Genomic DNA, 19,784 nt, shown 5'->3' on the forward strand with positions numbered 1-19,784 from the left:
AAGTGAATGGAATTAGGCGAAAATGAACCTGCCCGACCCAAATTTTTCTTCTGACTCCGATTTGCGGCAAAAAATATCTAGGCTGGAACGCAAAGCGACGCGCGAACGCATCGCCCGCAAAGAGGCAGAGCGTTTGCTGGAGGAAAAAAGTCTGGAATTGTTCAAAGTAAATTCGTCACTGATTGCTCTGAATGATGATTTGGAACAGACAGTTCAAAACCGGACCAAAGCGCTGCAAACCGCGTTGGATACAGCAGAAAAGGCCAAAAAGGTTTCTGAACATGCATCGATGCATGATGCGTTAACAGGATTGCCAAACCGACGGTTTTTGCGGCTGCATTTTGATAAAATCATGCCCGAATTGGCCCAAAAAGATATGGGGCTGGCATTGCTGCATATTGATTTAGATCGCTTTAAGCAGATCAATGATACATTGGGCCATGCGGCAGGGGATTTCCTACTCGTTTACGTGGGGAAAATCCTGACGAAACAAGCGGGTAAAGACGGTTTTGTTGCCCGTATCGGCGGGGATGAATTCGTCATTCTATTGCCGATTGACGGCGATTTTGGACCTGCGGTAGAAATTGGCCTGTCGATTGTACGCAAATTGACCAAACCCATTGTGTTTGAGGAAAATGTGATGCGGTGCGGGGCCAGTATCGGCATCGCGCATCATCAGGGTGCAGATATCGATCCCGGTCAGTTGCTGGTGGACGCGGATATCGCGCTTTACCGTGCGAAAAACGCTGGCCGAGGTGTGGTAGAGGTATTTTCCCCAGAATTGAAAGCAGAGCTGTCGCATCGCAAACAATTGGCCGATGACATTTTGACCGCGTTGGAACAGAACCTGTTTCGCCCTGTTTATCAGCCCCGGATTGATGCCAAAACCGGCCGTTTGATCTGTGTTGAGGCCCTGGCGCGCTGGGATCACCCCGAATTGGGTGTTTTGCCGCCGGAACATTTCATCAGTGTCGCAGAAGACATTGGTGTCATTGAGGAAATTGACAACGCGATTTTGGATCAATCCCTGTCTGATTTGGCAAAATGGCAGAAGATTGGCTCCGGAATTTCACGGGTGACCGTCAACGTTTCCTATCGCCGTTTGGTGGAACCGGACCTAATAGCGAGCCTGATCCAAAAAAACATCACCCCTGGCTCCATTGGGTTCGAATTGCTGGAATCTACGTTTTTGGATGATGCAAATGACGATATCATGCAGCGGATTGAAGCGATCAAAAACCTCGGCATCGGTGTGGAAATTGACGATTTTGGATCGGGGCATGCGTCGATCCTGTCGGTGACGCGGCTGCGTCCCCGGGCGATTAAAATTGATGGGTCATTGGTGATGCAAGCGCTGACCGCCACCGGGCATGAGGATTTGATCCGCGCAATCGTTGATATCGGGCGCGCCCTAAATGTCGAAGTGGTCGCCGAAGGGGTCGAAACCCAGGATCACGTTCGGCTGTGTCGCGATCTGGGATGTGACCAATTGCAGGGATTTGCAATATCACATCCCAAAGACGCTGATCTGATGGCCCATCTGGCAAAGGGTGGCCAATTTGATCCCGAAGGTGGGAAGTGGGTGTAGCTTAGCTGCCTTCTGGAACGGTGTTTTGATCCTTCAACACTTTGGCATCTTTGTCGGTGGGCGGGTTCCAACCACGATCGGTGTGATTGGTGAAACGCCGTGCATCCCCTCGAATTTCAGCCTCTTGCGCCTGATTCAGCTCTTTGGCGCGGGCCACATAAGGTTCGTTTTCATGGGCGGGGATGTCAGGATCGTATAATTGCGCCATCTCAACCAGATTGCTGCGGTCACGTTCGATAAAGTCCTGAATGCGCATTTCCGCTTCGTGGGGGTGCATTCCCAATGCTTCAAATGCGGTGCGCCCCGCGCGGGTTGAACTGTCAAAGGTATCGCGAATGATATCCCGACAACCCGCCGCATAGAGGTGGTAAACGTGATGCCGGTTCACCGCGCGCGCCACAATATGCACATGCGGATGGTTTTGCGTGACATGGCGCGCCATTTCGGTGGCTTGGTGTTCGTCATCGATTGCGATGATCAGCATCTTGGCATCGTGAATGCCCGCCGCATGCAACATATCAGGACGTGACGCATCGCCGTAGAAAACCTTTACCCCATAGGCGCGCAGCATATCCAATTGCGCCGATGAATGATCCAGCACGGTTGTTTTATAGCCCGCACCCCGCAAAATCCGGTTGATTGTGCCGCCAAAACGGCCATGGCCAGCGATGATGATTTTGCCATCAGGGGCGATCTCATCGGGGTCGCGGGCCTGATCATTGGCAAAGCGCGGCGCGATAATGCGATCATAAAAGATGAACAAACCGGGGGTGAGCAACATCGACAATGCCACAACGAGCAACAATTGATCTGCCAAACCTTGGGGCAGCACGTTGTTTGCAACGGTAAAGGACAGCAACACAAAGCCAAATTCGCCGGCTTGGGCCAGCCCCAATGACATCAGCCACCGGTCTGATCCGCGCAGTCGGAAAACGATGGCCAGCGCCAGCAAAACCAAGGATTTAACCGCAATCACGGCCAAGGTCAGCCCAATGATGGTCCCGAATTGGGAAAACAGCAGGTTGAAATCGATCAACGCGCCCACGGTCATAAAAAACAGGCCCAGCAGCAGGCCTCGGAACGGGTCAATGTCGCTTTCTAGTTCGTGTCGGTATTCGCTGTTGGCCAAAACCACCCCGGCCAAAAACGTGCCAAGCGCGGGCGACAGGCCCACCAGCGTCATTAGCAACGCGATGCCGATCACCATCATCAGGGCGGTTGCGGTGAACAATTCGCGCAATCCCGCCCGCGCAATGAACCCAAATAAGGGCCGCGTTAACACAGAGCCAATTGCGACCACCAATCCGATGGCTGCTAGTGTCACCAAGGCAACGCCCCAACCCGGCAGGTTTTCGGTTAGGTTCAGGTTCGGTCCATGATCGTTTCCGTGATCATCCGCATGTGGCGCGGCGTGTGGATCCGCATGCGCCACAGCGGTGTGACTTGCCTCAACCGCGTGGCTGATATCACCCCCATGTGCCAAATCGGCCATGTCCGGGATCGCCAATAGCGGGATCAGCGCCAACATGGGGATGACGGCGATGTCCTGAAACAACAACACAGAGAAGCTCGACTGGCCCCCATCGCTTTGCATCAATCCCTTTTCATTCACGGTTTGCAGCACAATCGCCGTAGAGGACAATGCCAGCACCAACCCGATAGCCAGCGCAAAATTCCAAGGTTGCCCTAACAGAATCGCCCCACCCATGATCAATGCGGTGGTGCCGGCCACTTGCAGCCCACCAAGTCCCAGCAATCGCGATCGCATCGCCCAGAGCATTTTGGGCTCCAGTTCCAATCCCACCAGAAAGAGCATCATCACAACACCAAATTCCGCGAAATGCTGCAGGCCAACCACATCGACGCCCAAGCTCAGAAGCACAGGGCCTAATGCGATCCCGGCAATCAAATATCCAAGCACCGAGCCAAGCCCCAATGCAGACGCGATCGGAACGGCCAGACATCCCGCCGCGAGGAACAAAAAGGCAGTCAGAAGAAAAGAGCCCATGGATCAAGCCTCGCTTAGCAAAGGAAGTGTGTCGGCGGTTATGATGTCGGTTTGTGCGGCGCGGGTCAGGTCAAATTGATCGTCGCGCAATGCACCCAGCAATTGGCAAAACCCGTCTATATGGGCCTCGATCTGGGGTGCATCCGCATTTATGGCCCCGAAAAATGTATAGGGCGCGCAGAACTGCATTTGCGACAAACCGGCCGTGCGTTCAAAAGGCGTGAGGAACGTTCTAAGGTCATAATGCTGATAGCCCTGCGGTGAATAGGCATCCTGACCACCGCCCGTGGTCAATGCCAGCATTAGGGTTTTGCCCTTTAGGGCATCCCCACCCGCGCCGTATGCAAAACCATGTTCAAACACCAGATCGATCCATTCCTTGACCAAAGCGGGGCAGGAATACCAAAAAACCGGGAATTGCAGCACAATCACATCGTGATCCCGCAGCCGATCCTGTTCTGTGTCGATGGCGATGTTGAACCGTGGATATTGCGCATAAAGATCCACATGCGTGACGCCGGTGACCTGATTGGCCGCCCGATCTATCAAAGCGTTGACCTTGGAATGTCGATGACCCGGATGGGCATAATATCGAATAACACGCGCCATCGATCTCTCCTGATTGGTTTTGGGGATCGTATGTCACGTTGCGACAAATTGTCGACCCATCAGGTCGGAAATTGACACCGCCATCGCCCGGCCACGATGAGGGGTGTTTTTGCGGGCGGCAAAATCGGTGTTTAGCGACGTTTACCACAATCCCAAATTGGATGCACAGTTGATCAGGACGTGAATGCGGACCCAAACAATAAATTGAAATCACTGTGTTAGTTGCAAAATTTTCTCTGATATTTGGCGGCTTATCGGTGTTGGCTGTCTTGACGCCAGAAATCCGATGAAATAGTAGAAGACTCTCTTGAGCGGGCGTTGTGTAGTGGTAAGACCTTAGCCTTCCAAGCTAATGACGCGGGTTCGATTCCCGCCGCCCGCTCCAAGATTTCCCAGACAGACCAAACCGTCATTCCCGCAGGGGCGATCGCCACATTTGTGCGCCACATTTGTGCCGTAATTTGCCATGAAATGGGCCAATCCGTTTCCAATTCCTTTCATTCTTAGCTGTCAGTTTCTAAATCAGCGACAATCACGTTGGGAAATGGACAAGGTGGGCAAAATGGAAAACGCAGTTTTATTCGACAATAATGGCTATTCTCTGCATGCAGAGCTACGCCGGAATGCGCGTCAGGTTGTTGTCTTCTTTCCCAACAAATCAGAAACGGGTGCGGCGACCGAACGGGCCGCTGAAACGGCCTTTGGTGCGAGATTTGGGTTGAACATCGTCACAGTGCGATCGGACAATGCCGATTGGTTCCTGGGGGCGGCGTTTGACGAATGCCTAGAAGCGTTGGAACATATGTGCGGCTGGTTCACACATGTGACGTTTGTGGGCACAGGCATGGGGGCCTATGGCGCGATAAAGGCCGCAACACGGATTGCCGCGGATCACGTGATCGCCATGTCCCCTGTGGCCGCATTGGACCCCGATGCCCTGCCTGCGGACAATCGTTTCGCAAAAGATTTCAAACAATTGGGTGAATTAGACGCCGTGACAGATCACAAGGCACAGGCCTATTCTGTGCTGTATGATTCAGCCGATTGCGAACATCGCCATGTCCAGATCCTGAACCTGCCTGACGCGCGCACGGCCTATTACAAAGCCTCCGGAACCGCGCAACGAATTCAGCGCTGCCTGCTGGAAACCGGGTTGTTGGATCGGGTGTTGTTGCGGTTGATTGCCCGGCGACGGGTTGCGGATCTGATGGGGCAGTTTCGCCGCGCAAAACGCGACACGCCCGGCTATTTGCTGACCATGTTTTCTGCCAATCTATGGCGCCGTCCGGATGTGTCGTCGCATATGCTGGATGAAATGCGTCGCCTGCAAATTCTGCCCAATCGCCATCAACGGATGCAGACCCGGCTGAACCGGGTTCTGGAACGTCGGGCGGGGCAAAAACAAGCGGCATAAACCGCATCTGCGACGGCCCGACGCTTGTTTGCGGGGCCGCGCGCCTATATGTGCCTTTCTGACTTGAAAGGACGCTCTATGACCGACACCCCGCGCCAATCAACCGAAGACCGAGCGTCGTCAAAACGCATTGGTGCCTTGCGGGGCTTGTGGCCATTTATGAAACCCTACAAAGGCTTGATGGGCGGCGCATTAATCGCGTTGATCGTCACGGCCTTTATTTCGCTGATCCTGCCATTGGCCGTGCGCCGGGTTGTCGACAATTTCGAAGGCGCAGCATCGGGGCTGTTGAACCAATATTTTGTCGCCGCCTTGCTGATTGCCGCGGCTTTGGCTGTGGGCACGGCGATCCGGTATTATCTGGTCACACGATTGGGCGAACGGGTTGTCGCGGATATCCGCAAATCCGTATTCACCCGCATGATCGGCATGAGCCCCAGTTTCTATGAAAACATCATGACCGGAGAAGTGCTGAGCCGGATCACAACGGATACCACATTGATCCTGTCTGTCATCGGGTCATCCGTGTCGGTTGCGCTGCGCAACGTGTTGATTTTCTTGGGTGGTTTGGTGCTGATGTTGTTTACATCGGCCAAATTGACCGGGTTGGTTTTGCTGATTGTTCCCGCCGTTATCGTGCCGATTGTGGTTTTGGGGCGCAAATTGCGCAAACTGAGCCGCGAAAATCAGGATTGGATCGCCACCTCATCTGGTGATGCCTCCGAACAATTGTTGTCTGCGCAAACCGTTCAGGCCTTTACCCACGAAGCCCGCAGCCGTGATAAATTCGCGGATCTGACCGAGAAAAGCTTTGATGCGGCGCGGCGGCGCATTTCGACCCGTGCGGTGATGACAGCCATCGTTATTTTCCTGATTTTTTCAGGGGTTGTCGGGGTTTTGTGGATCGGCGCGCGGGATGTTCAGGCCGGGTTGATGTCGATCGGGGCCTTGGTTCAGTTTGTGATCTATTCGGTGATGGTCGCGGGCGCAGTTGGGGCGTTGACGGAAATCTGGGGGGAATTGCAGCGGGCCTCTGGGGCCACGGAACGGCTGGTTGAGTTGCTCCATGCCCAAGACGCGGTTAACGATCCGGAAAACCCGCAGGCCTCGGCTGATACCCGACATGGGGAAATCCGTTTTGACAACGTGTCGTTTCGCTATCCGGCGCGCCCGGACACGCAGGCATTGCAGGATGTCAATCTGCACGTAAAACCCGGCGAAACCATCGCCTTGGTTGGTCCGTCGGGGGCTGGGAAAACCACGATTATTCAACTGATGCAACGGTTCTATGACCCGTCAGAGGGGGCGGTTTTGTTGGATGGTATTGACCTGCGGCACATGGAACGGGCCGATTTTAGGCGCCATCTGGCCATGGTGCCCCAAGACCCGGTGATCTTTGCCGATACAGCCCGTGAAAACATCCGTTTTGGACGCCCCGATGCCAGCGATGCTGAGGTTGAACAGGCCGCCAAAGCCGCAGCTGCGCATGATTTCCTGATGGCGCTGCCCGACGGATATGACGCCTATGTGGGCGAACGTGGGGTGATGTTATCAGGCGGTCAGAAACAACGGATCGCCATTGCCCGTGCGATCCTGCGCGATGCGCCGGTCTTGTTGCTGGACGAAGCCACATCTGCGCTGGACGCAGAAAGCGAACTGGCCGTGCAGCAGGCCGTTGATGAAATGTCCAAAGATCGCACCACCATTATCGTGGCGCACCGATTGGCAACCGTCAAAAAGGCCGACCGGATCGTGGTTTTTGAAGACGGTAAAATCGTCGCTCAGGGCACACATGACGCGCTGGTTGCCGAGGGCGGGTTATATGCCCGTTTGGCGCGGCTGCAATTTACCTCTGGTTTGGCGGCAGAATAACCCCACATCTTTAAATTGAGTGACCCAGCGTAATTCACCCTTGGCGAATGATGTATCGCTGCGTCATACTTGTCAGAATTCGCTCGATCTTTAGGTCTATGGCAGGAATTGCCGTGGCATCTTTGGGTGCTGCGACTTTAGGGAGGACATCTTAGTGACATACGCAACACTCGCGGACCGCAATGCCTTTGAGCAGGAAATGAGCTGGGAGGAACGGGATGTTCCATCCACAATGTATGAACTGTTGTCCGGCACGGCCCATAAATTTGGCGGCCGAAAAGCAGTCACCTTTCAGATGTTTTCCGGTCCAAAGGACAAAGACGAAACCCTGACCTGGTCTGAATTGCTTCGCAAATCCACGCAGACCGCAAACTTGTTCCGCTCATTGGGCATTGGCGAAACGGACGTTGTGGCGTTCCTGTTGCCCAATTCCACAGAAACGATCCTGACCTATTTGGGCGGCACAATCGCCGGCATCGTGAACCCGATCAATCCCTTGCTGGATGCAGAACAAATTGGCGCGATCCTGCGGGAAACCAACGCCAAGGTTCTAGTCACGCTAAAGGCATTTCCAAAAACCGACGTGCCCCAAAAAGCCGCCGAAGCGGTTGCGCTGGCCCCCAATGTGGAAACCGTGATCGAGGTTGACCTGTTGCGGTATTTGACCGGGGTGAAGAAACTGATCGTTCCAATGATCCGCCCCAAAAACCCGCATACGCACAATGCCAAAGTGTTGGATTTCAACAAAGAAATGGTCAAACAGCCATCAGAGCTGGCGTTCAAAGACAGTGACGGCGACCGGGTTGCGGCCTATTTCCACACCGGCGGCACCACCGGCATGCCCAAGGTAGCACAGCACCGCTATAGCGGCATCGTGTACAATGCTTGGCTGGGTGCGACGCTGTTATTTGACGAAAAAGACGTGCAAATGTGCCCTTTGCCGATCTTCCACGTCTTTGCGACGATTGTGTCGCTGGGTGCATCGCTGGGATCGGGCGCGCAGGTCGTGTTTCCAACTCCGCAGGGCTATCGCGGCGATGGGGTTTTTGACAATTTCTGGAAACTGATCGAACGCTACAAAGCGACGTTTATGATCACAGTGCCCACCGCGATTTCGGCCCTGATGCAACGCCCGGTGGATGCTGATATTTCGTCTCTGCGACTGGCCTTTTCCGGGTCAGCGCCACTGCCAATTGAACTATATCGTCGGTTCGAAGAAAGCGCAGGCGTCACAATCTGCGAAGGGTACGGCCTGACAGAAGCAACCTGTCTGGTGGCGATCAACCCACCCGATGGCGAAAAGAAAATCGGCTCTATTGGGCTTCCGTTTCCGTATTGCGACGTCAAAATTCTGCGGCACACTGCGGATGGTCCCGTAGAATGCCCAACTGATGAAATCGGCGAAATTTGTATCGACAATCCGGGGGTTTACGCCGGTTCCACCTATACCGAAGTCGATAAAAACCACGATCTGTTCCATCACGATATCTATCTGCGCACCGGCGATTTGGGCCGGATTGATGCGGATGGCTATTTGTGGATCACGGGGCGGGCCAAGGATTTGATTATCCGGGGGGGGCACAATATCGACCCCGCCGAAATAGAAGAGGCTCTGGCCGGTCATCCGATGGTCGCCTTTGCCGGCGCGATTGGTCAGCCGGATGCCCATTCGGGCGAAATTCCATGTGCCTATGTTGAGCTGGTCGAGGGGGGCAATGTCAGTTCTGAGGATCTGATCACCTTTGCCAAGGATCGCATCCATGAACGTGCCGCACATCCTAAGTATCTGGAAATTCTACCAGAACTTCCCAAGACCGCTGTGGGTAAAATCTTTAAACCTGATCTGCGCAAACTGGCGATCGCGCGGATTTATGGTCAGGCCTTGGCCAATGCGGATGTCGCCGCCGAAGTCAGCGGCGTCATCGATGATAAAAAGCGCGGATTGGTCGCGCAATTGGTGAAATCCGGCACGGTCAACGACGAAGATGTGATCAAAGCGCTGGGCACCTATACCCGGCCATGGGAATGGGTCGAATAGGCGGTTACAGCCGCTAACGAAATCTTTGCCAAGATGCGACATCCTGCGATTGCCCCGATTTTCGCAGGATGAACTATGCCTCAGCCCAACACGCCGATATCGCTTCATAAATCCCAGCCTGACCTGGTTCATATTCAAAAGCTGTTTGAAAAAGGGTCATATCGTAAGGCATTGTTTCAAAGCAAAAAAGCGCTCAAACTTTTGCCCGAACGGCCGGATTTGCATGGGGTTGCAGCCCATTCAGCGTTTCAAGTGGGCAACGTGGATGAGGCGATAAATCACTACAAAACCGCGATTTCCATCCAAGGGAAAGGGGGCGTTTATTCCACCCAATTGGCTGATTTATACGCCAAAATGGGTGACTTTGACGCCGCCATCACCCATTTTTCGGATCGTTTGCGCACAACCCCACAGGATGCACGGGCCTGTCATGGATTGGGGCAGGTGCTTTCACAAACGGGCAAACGCATGGAAGCTTTGACTATCTTGGCCGAGGCGGTGCAAATTGATCCCACAAATCCAAAGTATTTCAGCAGTTTAGGTCGGGCATTCCGGGATGCTGGGATGACTGATCAGGCGTTAAACAGCTTCGAAATTGCTCGCCAGCTCGATCCTGATGACGTGGTACATTACCTGAATTCGATCCGCAGTTGCTATAGCATCGGCCAAGCGGCACGCGGATTTGAAATCCTAAGCGAAGCCGAGGAAAAATGGCCAAAAGATGCGTCTTTGCAAGCGGCCAAAGGGGTGATTTTGGCGGCGCTGGGGCAAAAAGAGGCCGCAAAAATAGCTTATCTGACCGCCATTTCGCTTGATCCAAACAATTCGGGCGCATTTTACAATTATCTAAATGTCGCGTCCCAACAGGAATACCTTAAGGTCGAAGCTGGACTGCGTGCCCTGTTGAAACAGAACCCAGAAAGCTCGGACCTGGGTTATCTGCAATTTGCCTTGGCCAAGATAGAGCAACAACACGGGCATTATGCCGATGCTTATCAGGCTTTGAAAACGGGAAATCGGTTGCGCAAAGCTCATTTGAACTACGATATTTCCCAAGATGCCTCGCTATTTCAGGATATTAAGGCGCAATTTGACGGCGAGGTGACCCCAAACACCACATCATCCCCTGACGATCCCACGCCGATCTTTATCACCGGGTTACCCCGATCCGGCACCACTTTAACCGAAGCGATTTTGGCGCGACATGCCCGCGTGACCCCGATGGGGGAATTGGGTGTGCTATCGCAGGTGGTGCGACGTTGCTACACAAACCGGACCGGTTTGAGCGCCAAACAAGGCGCAGATTTGCGCGCAGAATACCTGGCTGCGATCCCAGAAACCGATGAAAAGCCGGATATGTTTACCGATAAGATGCCGCTGAATTTTCGGTTGATCGGTTACATCGCCAGTGCGATGCCCACAGCCCAGATTATCCATGTCCAGCGCGATGCGCGGGCCAATTGCTGGTCGATTTTCAATCACTATTTTAGTTCTACGGGAATGGGCTTTGCCTATGATCCTGATGACATTGTTCAGTATTATCATATGTATAAGGACCTGATGGATTTTTGGATGGATCGATTTGGGGATCGGATTGTAACGTTGGATTACGAAGCGTTGGTTGCCGACCAAGAGAAAACAACGCGCAATTTGATCAAAGATTTGAGCCTAACTTGGGATGACAATTGCCTGACCCCGGAACGCGCGGATCATATGGTCAGGACCGCCTCAGCACAGCAAGTCCGCAAACAAGTCTATGCCGGAAGTTCACAAACCTGGCGTGCATTTGAACCATTTGCAGGTGATTGGCTAGAGCGGGTTAAATCGTTGGATTAACCCGCCAGCGCGGTTTTCCCTTGAAAAACAACCTAATAAATAAATAGGCTCTGCATATTGTAAGAATGGGGAATGAATAATGTACAAAGCAATTGTGGCGGCTTGCGCTGCGCTGACCCTGTCGGCCTGTATGCAAACCGAGACTGAAATGACACAAGACATGGTCAGCCCCGAAGAGGCGACCATTCAGTCATTGGTCGGCAAGCGGCTCTCAAACGATCAGGGTTATGCAACGTTGCATGCGGATGGTCGCGTTACCGGGGAATTTGGCGGCGCTGTTTTTGCGGGAACTTGGACCGTCGTGGATGGGCAATATTGTCGGTCCGGTTCGATCGGCGAACGTGAACTGCCTTATGAATGTCAGGATGTTTCCGTCAACGGATCTGAGGTGAGTTTCACCCCACCGGGCGGCGATGCCCGTATCTTTACGATGGGCTAAAACAAAAAGGCACCCGTTTGGGTGCCTTTTCATTTGGTAAAACAGGGATTTAGGCCCCTTGCAGGGACCGGACCTTCATGTCGCCCTCTGCTTGGGCTTTCATGGCCATGGCCGCTGCGTTAGATCCGGCCGCTGTCGTGTAATACGGGATCTTGTCATATAGCGCGACGGCGCGGATTGAACGGGAATCTTCGACCGCTTGCGCGCCTTCTACGGTGTTGAAGACCAACGAAATATCGCCGTCCTTCAACCGATCCACAATGGTGCGGCCACCTTCGTAGACTTTGTTAACCGTTTCGCTGTCGATGCCATTTTCAGCCAGCCAAGTCGCCGTGCCGCGGGTCGCCAGAATGGACAGGCCCAGATCGGTGACCATGCGGGATGCGTCCAGCATTTGCGCGTTTTTGTCATCGTCTTTGATGGACATAAACACGGTGCCGCTGGTGGGCAATTCCACGCTTGCGCCCAGTTGCGCCTTTAGGAAGGCACGATCAAATGACCGCGCCCAGCCCATGACTTCGCCGGTGGACCGCATTTCTGGCCCCAAAATCGTATCGACGCCGGGGAACCGGGCAAAGGGCATGACGGCCTCTTTGACGCTGAACCAAGGTGTTTTGGGATCGGCCAATGTGAATGGATTGCCCAATGGCATGACGTCCATTGGATCGCTTGCCTCGGCATAAGGCGCGCGCATCGGGAAGTTGGACAAAGGTTCCCCCGCCATCAAACGCGCCGCGATCGAGGCGATGGCGCTGTCGGTGGCTTTGGCGACAAACGGAACGGTCCGGGATGCGCGTGGGTTCACTTCGATCAGGTAAACTTCGCCGTCTTTGACCGCGAATTGCACATTCATCAGGCCCACCACGTTCAACGCTTTGGCCAGTGCGACGCCTTGGCGATGCAGTTCTGCGATGATGTCGTCGGGCAGGGAATAGGGCGGCAACGAACAGGCGCTGTCGCCGGAATGCACTCCGGCCTCTTCGATATGCTGCATGATGCCGGCAATATGGACGTTTTCGCCGTCAGAGAGCGCATCAACATCACATTCCACCGCACCCGCCAGATAGCTGTCCAGCAGGACCGGGCTGTCGCCGGACACAACCACCGCTTCGGAAATGTAGCGTTCCAGCTGAGGCATGTCGCGCACGATTTCCATAGCGCGCCCCCCCAGAACATAGGACGGGCGGATCACCAGTGGGAAGCCAATGTCCTGAGCGATTTCCAGCGCTTCGGCGTCGGTGGATGCGATGCCGTTCTTGGGTTGTTTCAGGCCCAGATCGTTGACAAGTGCCTGAAAACGCTCGCGGTCTTCGGCCAGATCAATCGCGTCTGGGGACGTGCCAAGGATCGGGATGCCTGCATCCTCTAGCGCGTTGGCCAATTTCAGCGGGGTCTGCCCGCCAAACTGAACGATGACGCCATGCAGGGTGCCGTTTTCCTGCTCAACCCGCAGGATTTCCATCACATGTTCATAGGTCAGCGGCTCGAAATACAGCCGGTCAGACGTGTCATAATCGGTCGACACGGTTTCCGGGTTGCAGTTGATCATGATCGTTTCATAGCCCTGATCGGTCAGGGCATAACAGGCGTGACAGCAGCAATAATCGAACTCGATCCCTTGGCCGATCCGGTTTGGACCACCGCCCAGAATGACCACTTTTTTGCGATCGCTTGGGCGGGCTTCGCATTCCACTTCGCCCATCATTGGCGCCTCGTAGGTGGAATACATATAGGGGGTTTGCGCCTCAAATTCGGCGGCACAGGTGTCGATGCGTTTGAACACAGCATTCACGCCGAGGTTCTGACGCGCGCGGCGCACTTGGCCTTCGTCGCGGCCTGTCAGAATGGCCAGACGTGCATCGCTAAAGCCCATCATTTTGACGTGGCGCAGACCTTCTTCGCTGACGGGCAGGCCGTCTTTGCGGATCGTGGCTTCGGTGTCGATGATTTCACGGAACCGGTCCAGGAACCACGGGTCAAAGGCCGTTACCGCCTGAATTTCATCATTGCTCAGGCCCAGTCGCATGGCTTGGGCGATGACGCGAATGCGGTCGGGGGTTTGCTGCGACAATGCCTTGGTGATGGCGGGTTTTTCAGGCGCGCCCGGAATGTCGATTTCGTCAAACCCGGTCAGGCCAGATTCCATCGAGGCCAACGCTTTTTGCATGGATTCGTGGAATGTGCGGCCGATGGCCATGGCTTCGCCGACGGATTTCATCGCCGTGGTCAGATACGGTTCTGAACCGGGGAATTTTTCAAAGGCAAATTTCGGGATCTTGGTGACGACATAGTCGATTGAGGGTTCAAACGACGCGGGTGTGACGCCGGTGATGTCATTGTCCAGCTCGTCCAGCGTGAATCCAACGGCCAGTTTGGCGGCGATTTTTGCAATCGGGAAACCCGTCGCCTTGGACGCCAAAGCAGAAGAGCGCGACACACGCGGGTTCATTTCGATCACAACCATGCGGCCATCGGCCGGGTTCACGGCCCATTGCACGTTTGACCCGCCGGTTTCTACGCCGATTTCGCGCAAAACTGCGATCGAGGCAGTCCGCATCATTTGGTATTCTTTGTCCGTCAGCGTCAGGGCCGGGGCGACGGTGATACTGTCGCCGGTATGCACACCCATTGGGTCGATGTTTTCGATGGAACACACGATGATGGCGTTGTCGGCTTTGTCGCGCACAACCTCCATTTCGTATTCTTTCCAGCCCAGCAGGGATTCATCGACCAGAATTTGGTTCACCGGGGATGCGTCCATGCCTGTGCGGCAGAAATGGATGTATTCTTCGCGGTTATAGGCCACGCCCCCGCCGGTCCCACCCATGGTAAAGGCCGGGCGGATAATGGCGGGCAGGCCGATATCGTCCAGCTCAGCCAGTGCGATTTTCACACCTTCGTCCAGATTGGCTTTGCCGTCATCGAATTTGGGCGCGGTCACAATGGTCGCGCGTGGGTTTTCCAGCCCCAGACGGTCCATGGCTTCGCGGAACAATTTGCGATCTTCGGCCATTTCGATGGCGTCGCGGGTCGCGCCGATCATTTCGACGTTGAATTTCTCCAACACGCCCATCTCTTCTAGCGCGAGGGACGTGTTCAGCCCGGTCTGGCCGCCCATGGTGGGCAGCAACGCATCTGGGCGTTCTTTTTCGATGATTTTGGCCACAACTTCGGGTGTGATCGGTTCGATATAGGTCGCATCCGCAAGGCCCGGATCGGTCATGATCGTCGCCGGGTTTGAGTTGACCAGAATGATCCGGAACCCTTCTTCGCGCAGGGCCTTACAGGCTTGGGCGCCGGAATAATCGAATTCGCAGGCTTGGCCGATGACAATAGGCCCCGCTCCGATGATCATGATCGACTTGATGTCGGTTCTCTTCGGCATGGCAGCGGCCCCTTTATGATGTCTGTGGCGGACACCCCCGTGTGTCCAAATTGTCCTGCGTTATAGGGATGGCGCGGGCGGTTGCAAGGGGGCGTTGACGCCGGTTTGCGGGTTTTTAGCTGATCTTTGCCTGTTTGCGAAGGATTGCAACGACAAACGCCGTCGCAAGCAGGGTCAGACAGGCCAATGATGTGCCCTGAACCAGCAAAGGCGAGGGCGAAATGGCATCAATTTGCGCCATGATCGGCAAGGAAAGGGGGGCAAACACCGCCAACAAGGTCAACGTTCCGGCCTTTTGCCCGAATCGGTCCAGCAAAACCGGGGCAAAGGCGGCAGGGGCCAGGTAGTGATAGACCCATGACAGCGGTGATATCAGGCTGACGGTGATCATCAGCACGGGCCAGATCAGTGGATCATCCTGCGATTTTGCCGCCAGCCAGGTGCAGCCCGCCAGTACCATCACCAACGCCAACCCCGACAGGGCCGACCACAGGGGGGGCTTGGCCATGATGTACCAGCCACCGGCTTGTGTCTCCACAAGCGCCGTATTGGACAGGGCCGGGTCGATAAACAGGAACGCATCCGTGCAACAAAGCTGTGCGATCACCGGATCTATGGAAAAGTTCAATTTGCTGAGGAAAACCGTGTCTGAAATCGCCCCGATCTGGTGCAGGAACGTGGCATGTAACGGCCAGCCCGCCACCAAAACGGACAGGCCTGCCAATGCAGCGCCGGTGATTGTGAACCCAATCAAGGCGCGGGTTTTTCGGCGCGTCACCCAGAGCAGCGCGTAAAAGGCAGGTGTCAGTTTCAACGCCGCCGCCAACGCCATCACCGCGCCCCCTGATCGGGGTTGTTCATTATAAAGCCGCGACAAGGCCCAAACCGTCAGAAAACTGACCAGTATTTGCGGTTGATTGTCGCGCAGGGCCACTTGGCCGATATTCGTCGCGGCAATTGCGACAATCCCGACAGATACAAAAACCACCGAGGGCAGGGTTGACCGGGTGGTGCGCCACGCCATGAATACCATTCCCCCGATCAAGGCTGGGTTGATCAGGCTGGCCACGCGCGCCAAGCTGTGAAAGGGCAGAATGTCGGTGAAAAATTGTGCAACCCACGCCCATAAAGGCGGGTAAATAAACGGAAAAACATCATGGCTGTATCCTTGGGCCGTCATAAATTCCACCCAGCCTGAAGGGGGCAACATCGTGTATAGGCCACTATCCGCGGGATAAATCTGATCCAGCGCGCCCTCTGCGTAAAAATGGCCAGCCAACCATGTGGCCAACAAATCAGAGGACGGGGCCTGTGCTGAGGCCATAAAACTAAGGACCGCAAAGGCTGCGATCAGGATCAGGGCGGGGAATGTGTGGTTTGCCATAGCTGCGCGGCCTCTTTTTTATGTTGATACCGGGGCAGGGGGCAGGCTGGCAATGACGGAAAAACCACCCGATGCTACGTCTTTGGCCTGTCATTGGGCGCATGGCGTAATATATGTCGGCGAGAACAAGGAATGAATGACGTTGGATATCCGGTTTGACATAGGCCCCAATGGCCCCGGCGATTGGTTTCGCGCGCCCCTGCACCTGATCGAGGCATGGGATGCGGCGGATGTGCCTGATGCCTTGGCTGCGCTGGATCGCGCGCGTGCGGAAGGGCACTGGCTGGCGGGGTATTGTTCCTATGAACTGGGATATGCGCTGGAATCCTGTTTGACCCGGTTGATGCCAAACAATCGCAAGGTGCCCCTCATTCGGTTTGGGGTCTATGACGCGCCGCAGATGCAGGAATTGGCAAATGGGCCTGGGCAATTTGGGCCGTTGCAGCCCCATTGGGACCAATCCCAGTACCGGGCCGCATTTGACACTGCGCATGCCTATATCCGGGCGGGTGATATTTATCAGGTGAACCTGACCTTCCCGCTGAGCTGCACGGTGACGGGCACGTCACAGGCGCTTTATACGGGGTTGATGGATCAGCAATCGGTTGGTTACGGCGTGTTGATCGAACAGGACGGCGCGCCGGATTTACTGTGCCGATCCCCTGAATTGTTTTTCCGCCTTGGTCGGGACGGCCAGATCGAAACCCTGCCAATGAAGGGCACGCAGCCGCGCGGCGACACGCCCCAGCAGGATCAGGACAATATCGCATTCCTGCAAAGTGACGAAAAAAATCAGGCCGAAAACCTGATGATCGTGGATTTGTTGCGCAATGATCTAAGCCGCGTTTCTGAATTGGGCAGCGTCAAAGTGCCGGACCTGTTTACGGTGCAAAGCTTTGAAACGGTGCATCAAATGGTCAGTCGGGTCACCGCCCAGCTGATGCCCGATCTGGGGCTGGGGGATGTGCTGCGCGCGATTTATCCCTGCGGGTCCATCACCGGTGCGCCCAAAATTCGCGCGATGGAAATCATTGACGAATTGGAGCCACAGCCCCGCGATGCCTATTGTGGCACGGTGGGTTGGGTTGCGCCGGATGGGCGGGCTACATTTAACGTCGCCATTCGCACGCTGATGGTCGAAGGTGACGGGGATAATCGCACCGCAACGCTGAATGTGGGCGGCGGCGTGGTCTATGACAGTCAGGCGGCTGGCGAATACGAAGAGGCGCTATGGAAAACCCGATTTGCCCAAAAGGCGACCCAGACTTTCGATTGATCGAAACCTTTGGGATCTATCCCGACTCCGGTGCGCGCCATCTGGATCGGCATCTGCGACGTATGGCGCGGTCGGCGGGGATTTTGGGCCTGCCGTTTGATCTGAACACGGCCCAAGCCCGGATCGCAGAATTGGTAGAATTGCATGTGGATGGCCCGACACGTTGCCGTCTGACACTGACGGTTGATGGGCGGTTCGATCTGACACAGGCTCCGCTGGCCGCCAATCCTGATATCTGGCGTGTCGCGATTGCCCCCAATCGGCTTCATTCACAGGACCCTTGGCTGGCCCATAAAACCAGCCGCCGTGCGATCTATGACGCGGCGCGAGCGCATATCCCTGACGGGGTGGACGAACTGGTTTTTCTCAATGAACGCGACGAGATTTGCGAAGGCACCATCACCAACCTGTTTCTGGTGGATCAAAAACGAACACCGGCGCTGACATGTGGTGTTTTGCCGGGGATCCAGCGGGAAATCGCCTTGGAACAAGGGTATTCAGAGGCGATTGTGACCCTGTCAGATTTGCAGAATGGGGGCTTTATGATGGGCAATTCGTTGCGTGGGTTTATTTCGGCGGCGTTAGTTTAAACGTCAGCCCCAACAGCCCCAACAGCGTGATCACCGCGATCAAGCTTTGAGGGAAAGGAATATGGGACGTGGCCAAATCCAGTTGAAACAGCTGAAAAGACAGGCCAATGCCCGCGATCACCACTGCACCAATCGCCACGTGTTTGGGAAGGCGCGTGATCAATCCCGGCAGCAGCGATAGCGGCCCAATCGCATAAAGCGCCCATGACAGCGGATCCGCCAGCACCAAAATAAGCCAAAGCCCCAGCAAACGAATGAACAGCCGACCGGGGATATCGCGCGTATGCCACAGCAACAGCGCAGTACCGGGCACAAACAGCAACAACGCCACGCCACGCCCGACCGATGAATGGGGCAGCAATAGAAATTCCTGGCCCGTTTCAAACGCAATCCCGGCAATGACATACTGCAATTGCGTGATCGCGCCTGCGATCGAATAGCTGGAATTGCTCAGCACCTGATCCGCGGAACCCAGACGGGAAATCTGCGCGACGAAATCCAGATGCAGCGCCACACCGCCAATCAGAATACTGCCCAGCAATAGCACCGCCCCTGTCAGCGCACAGGCAAAAAACGCCCGCCAATTTCGATCCGCAAGGAATATGATCACAAAAAACGCCGGGCTGAGTTTGATCGCCGCCGCAAAGGCCAGCAACGCCCCCGCGCTGGCCATACGGCCCAAACTATATCGTTCAAACGCGGCCATGATCAGAAATGTCACAAAGATATGCGGCTGGTGCTGAAAATGCGCAAAGACAAAGGCAAAGGCGGTCAAGGCGATCGCAACACTCACGCTGGTCCATGTCATGAAATCCGGGCGACGCGCCGCGATCCGCCACGCCAAAACAAACGTGGCGGCGGAACAAGCAATGTTGAACACCAAAGCCGCGGTGAAAAACGCCGTTGGCGACACCAATTTTGCTATCGGACTTAGGATCATTGCGGTGAACGGTGGGTAAATATAGGGCAGGATCAATTCATCGCCATGCCCCAATTCAGTGGCCATTTGCCGCCAGACCGGATCATCCACGGATCGGCCGAAAAAACCTTCGGGGGCGGTGTAAATGTGATCCACAAATCCAAGCCCATAGGCCCGCGCGCCAAAGTAAACCGCGCTGAGGTCAGGGGGCCATAACCCCTGCAGGCTGACAAACGCAGTCACAGACGCAATCAAAAGCAATAAAATGGGCAAACGAACCGTGGACAATATGACAACCTAAGCGCAAAAATTTCACCCAAGATGGCGGTTTCCCAAGGTTTGAGCAAGCATTCGGGCGAGTTTGAGGCGATGTTCCTCACCTTAGAGGTGATTTGGCGCAACAAAGCCTTGCTCGGCGCTTGACTT

General features: G+C 55.0%; 13 protein-coding genes and 1 tRNA gene. 9 read left to right on the forward strand and 5 right to left on the reverse strand.

From position 1 onward, the window contains the following. Positions 1–22: 22 nt before the first annotated feature. Entirely contained in the window at positions 23–1,588 is a 1,566-nt protein-coding gene (locus AB1F12_RS03920) for a putative bifunctional diguanylate cyclase/phosphodiesterase (RefSeq protein ID WP_368186730.1), read from the forward strand. A gap of 1 nt (position 1,589) precedes the next feature. Here the strand turns inward: AB1F12_RS03920 and AB1F12_RS03925 are convergent, their stop codons facing one another. Next, positions 1,590–3,596, reverse strand: coding sequence for a cation:proton antiporter (locus AB1F12_RS03925; RefSeq protein WP_368186731.1), 2,007 nt, complete (start codon positions 3,594–3,596; stop codon positions 1,590–1,592). Between the two features lie 3 nt (positions 3,597–3,599). Further along, a complete protein-coding gene (locus tag AB1F12_RS03930; protein ID WP_368186732.1) occupies positions 3,600–4,205 on the reverse strand; it encodes an NAD(P)H-dependent oxidoreductase in 606 nt (201 codons plus the stop codon). Positions 4,206–4,516: 311 nt separating this feature from the next. Here AB1F12_RS03930 and AB1F12_RS03935 point away from each other — a divergent pair. From AB1F12_RS03935 to AB1F12_RS03960, 6 genes are all read left to right on the forward strand, one after another. Then, positions 4,517–4,590 (forward strand) — tRNA-Gly (locus AB1F12_RS03935). 177 nt (positions 4,591–4,767) lie between these two features. Next, positions 4,768–5,619 (forward strand): hypothetical protein, encoded by an 852-nt coding sequence (locus AB1F12_RS03940; RefSeq protein WP_368186734.1) that lies wholly within the window; start codon positions 4,768–4,770, stop codon positions 5,617–5,619. Positions 5,620–5,697: 78 nt separating this feature from the next. Beyond that, positions 5,698–7,491: an ABC transporter transmembrane domain-containing protein gene (locus tag AB1F12_RS03945; protein WP_368186736.1), complete on the forward strand. Its 1,794-nt coding sequence runs from the start codon at positions 5,698–5,700 to the stop codon at positions 7,489–7,491. A 154-nt stretch (positions 7,492–7,645) separates the two neighbouring features. Next, positions 7,646–9,529 carry an acyl-CoA synthetase gene (locus AB1F12_RS03950; RefSeq protein WP_368186738.1) on the forward strand — a complete coding sequence of 628 codons (1,884 nt, stop codon included), beginning with the start codon at positions 7,646–7,648 and terminating at the stop codon, positions 9,527–9,529. A gap of 75 nt (positions 9,530–9,604) precedes the next feature. Further along, positions 9,605–11,365, forward strand: a complete 1,761-nt coding sequence (locus AB1F12_RS03955) for a sulfotransferase (protein ID WP_368186740.1) — start codon at positions 9,605–9,607, stop codon at positions 11,363–11,365. Positions 11,366–11,444: 79 nt separating this feature from the next. Next, on the forward strand, positions 11,445–11,804 hold the full coding sequence (locus AB1F12_RS03960) for a hypothetical protein (RefSeq protein WP_368186742.1): 360 nt from the start codon (positions 11,445–11,447) through the stop codon (positions 11,802–11,804). 49 nt (positions 11,805–11,853) lie between these two features. Here the strand turns inward: AB1F12_RS03960 and carB are convergent, their stop codons facing one another. Together carB and AB1F12_RS03970 are read right to left on the reverse strand one after the other, a co-directional pair. Next, positions 11,854–15,189, reverse strand: a complete 3,336-nt coding sequence (gene carB, locus AB1F12_RS03965; RefSeq protein WP_368186743.1) for a carbamoyl-phosphate synthase large subunit — start codon at positions 15,187–15,189, stop codon at positions 11,854–11,856. A gap of 115 nt (positions 15,190–15,304) precedes the next feature. Next, positions 15,305–16,573: a glycosyltransferase family 87 protein gene (locus AB1F12_RS03970; RefSeq protein WP_368186745.1), complete on the reverse strand. Its 1,269-nt coding sequence runs from the start codon at positions 16,571–16,573 to the stop codon at positions 15,305–15,307. A 136-nt stretch (positions 16,574–16,709) separates the two neighbouring features. On the opposite strand from AB1F12_RS03970, the gene AB1F12_RS03975 reads away from it, so the two are divergent. Beyond that, positions 16,710–17,849, forward strand: coding sequence for an aminodeoxychorismate synthase component I (locus tag AB1F12_RS03975; RefSeq protein ID WP_368186746.1), 1,140 nt, complete (start codon positions 16,710–16,712; stop codon positions 17,847–17,849). After that, entirely contained in the window at positions 17,804–18,439 is a 636-nt protein-coding gene (locus tag AB1F12_RS03980; protein ID WP_368186747.1) for an aminotransferase class IV family protein, read from the forward strand. Before AB1F12_RS03975 ends, AB1F12_RS03980 begins: the two co-directional genes overlap by 46 nt. On the opposite strand, the gene AB1F12_RS03985 is transcribed toward AB1F12_RS03980, so the two are convergent. After that, positions 18,417–19,646: a glycosyltransferase family 87 protein gene (locus AB1F12_RS03985; RefSeq protein ID WP_368186748.1), complete on the reverse strand. Its 1,230-nt coding sequence runs from the start codon at positions 19,644–19,646 to the stop codon at positions 18,417–18,419. The genes AB1F12_RS03980 and AB1F12_RS03985 overlap by 23 nt on opposite strands. Between the last annotated feature and the right edge of the window lie 138 nt (positions 19,647–19,784).

This window comes from Aestuariibius sp. HNIBRBA575 (genome assembly GCF_040932005.1).
In the GTDB taxonomy this organism is placed as follows: Bacteria; Pseudomonadota; Alphaproteobacteria; order Rhodobacterales; family Rhodobacteraceae; genus CANLNM01.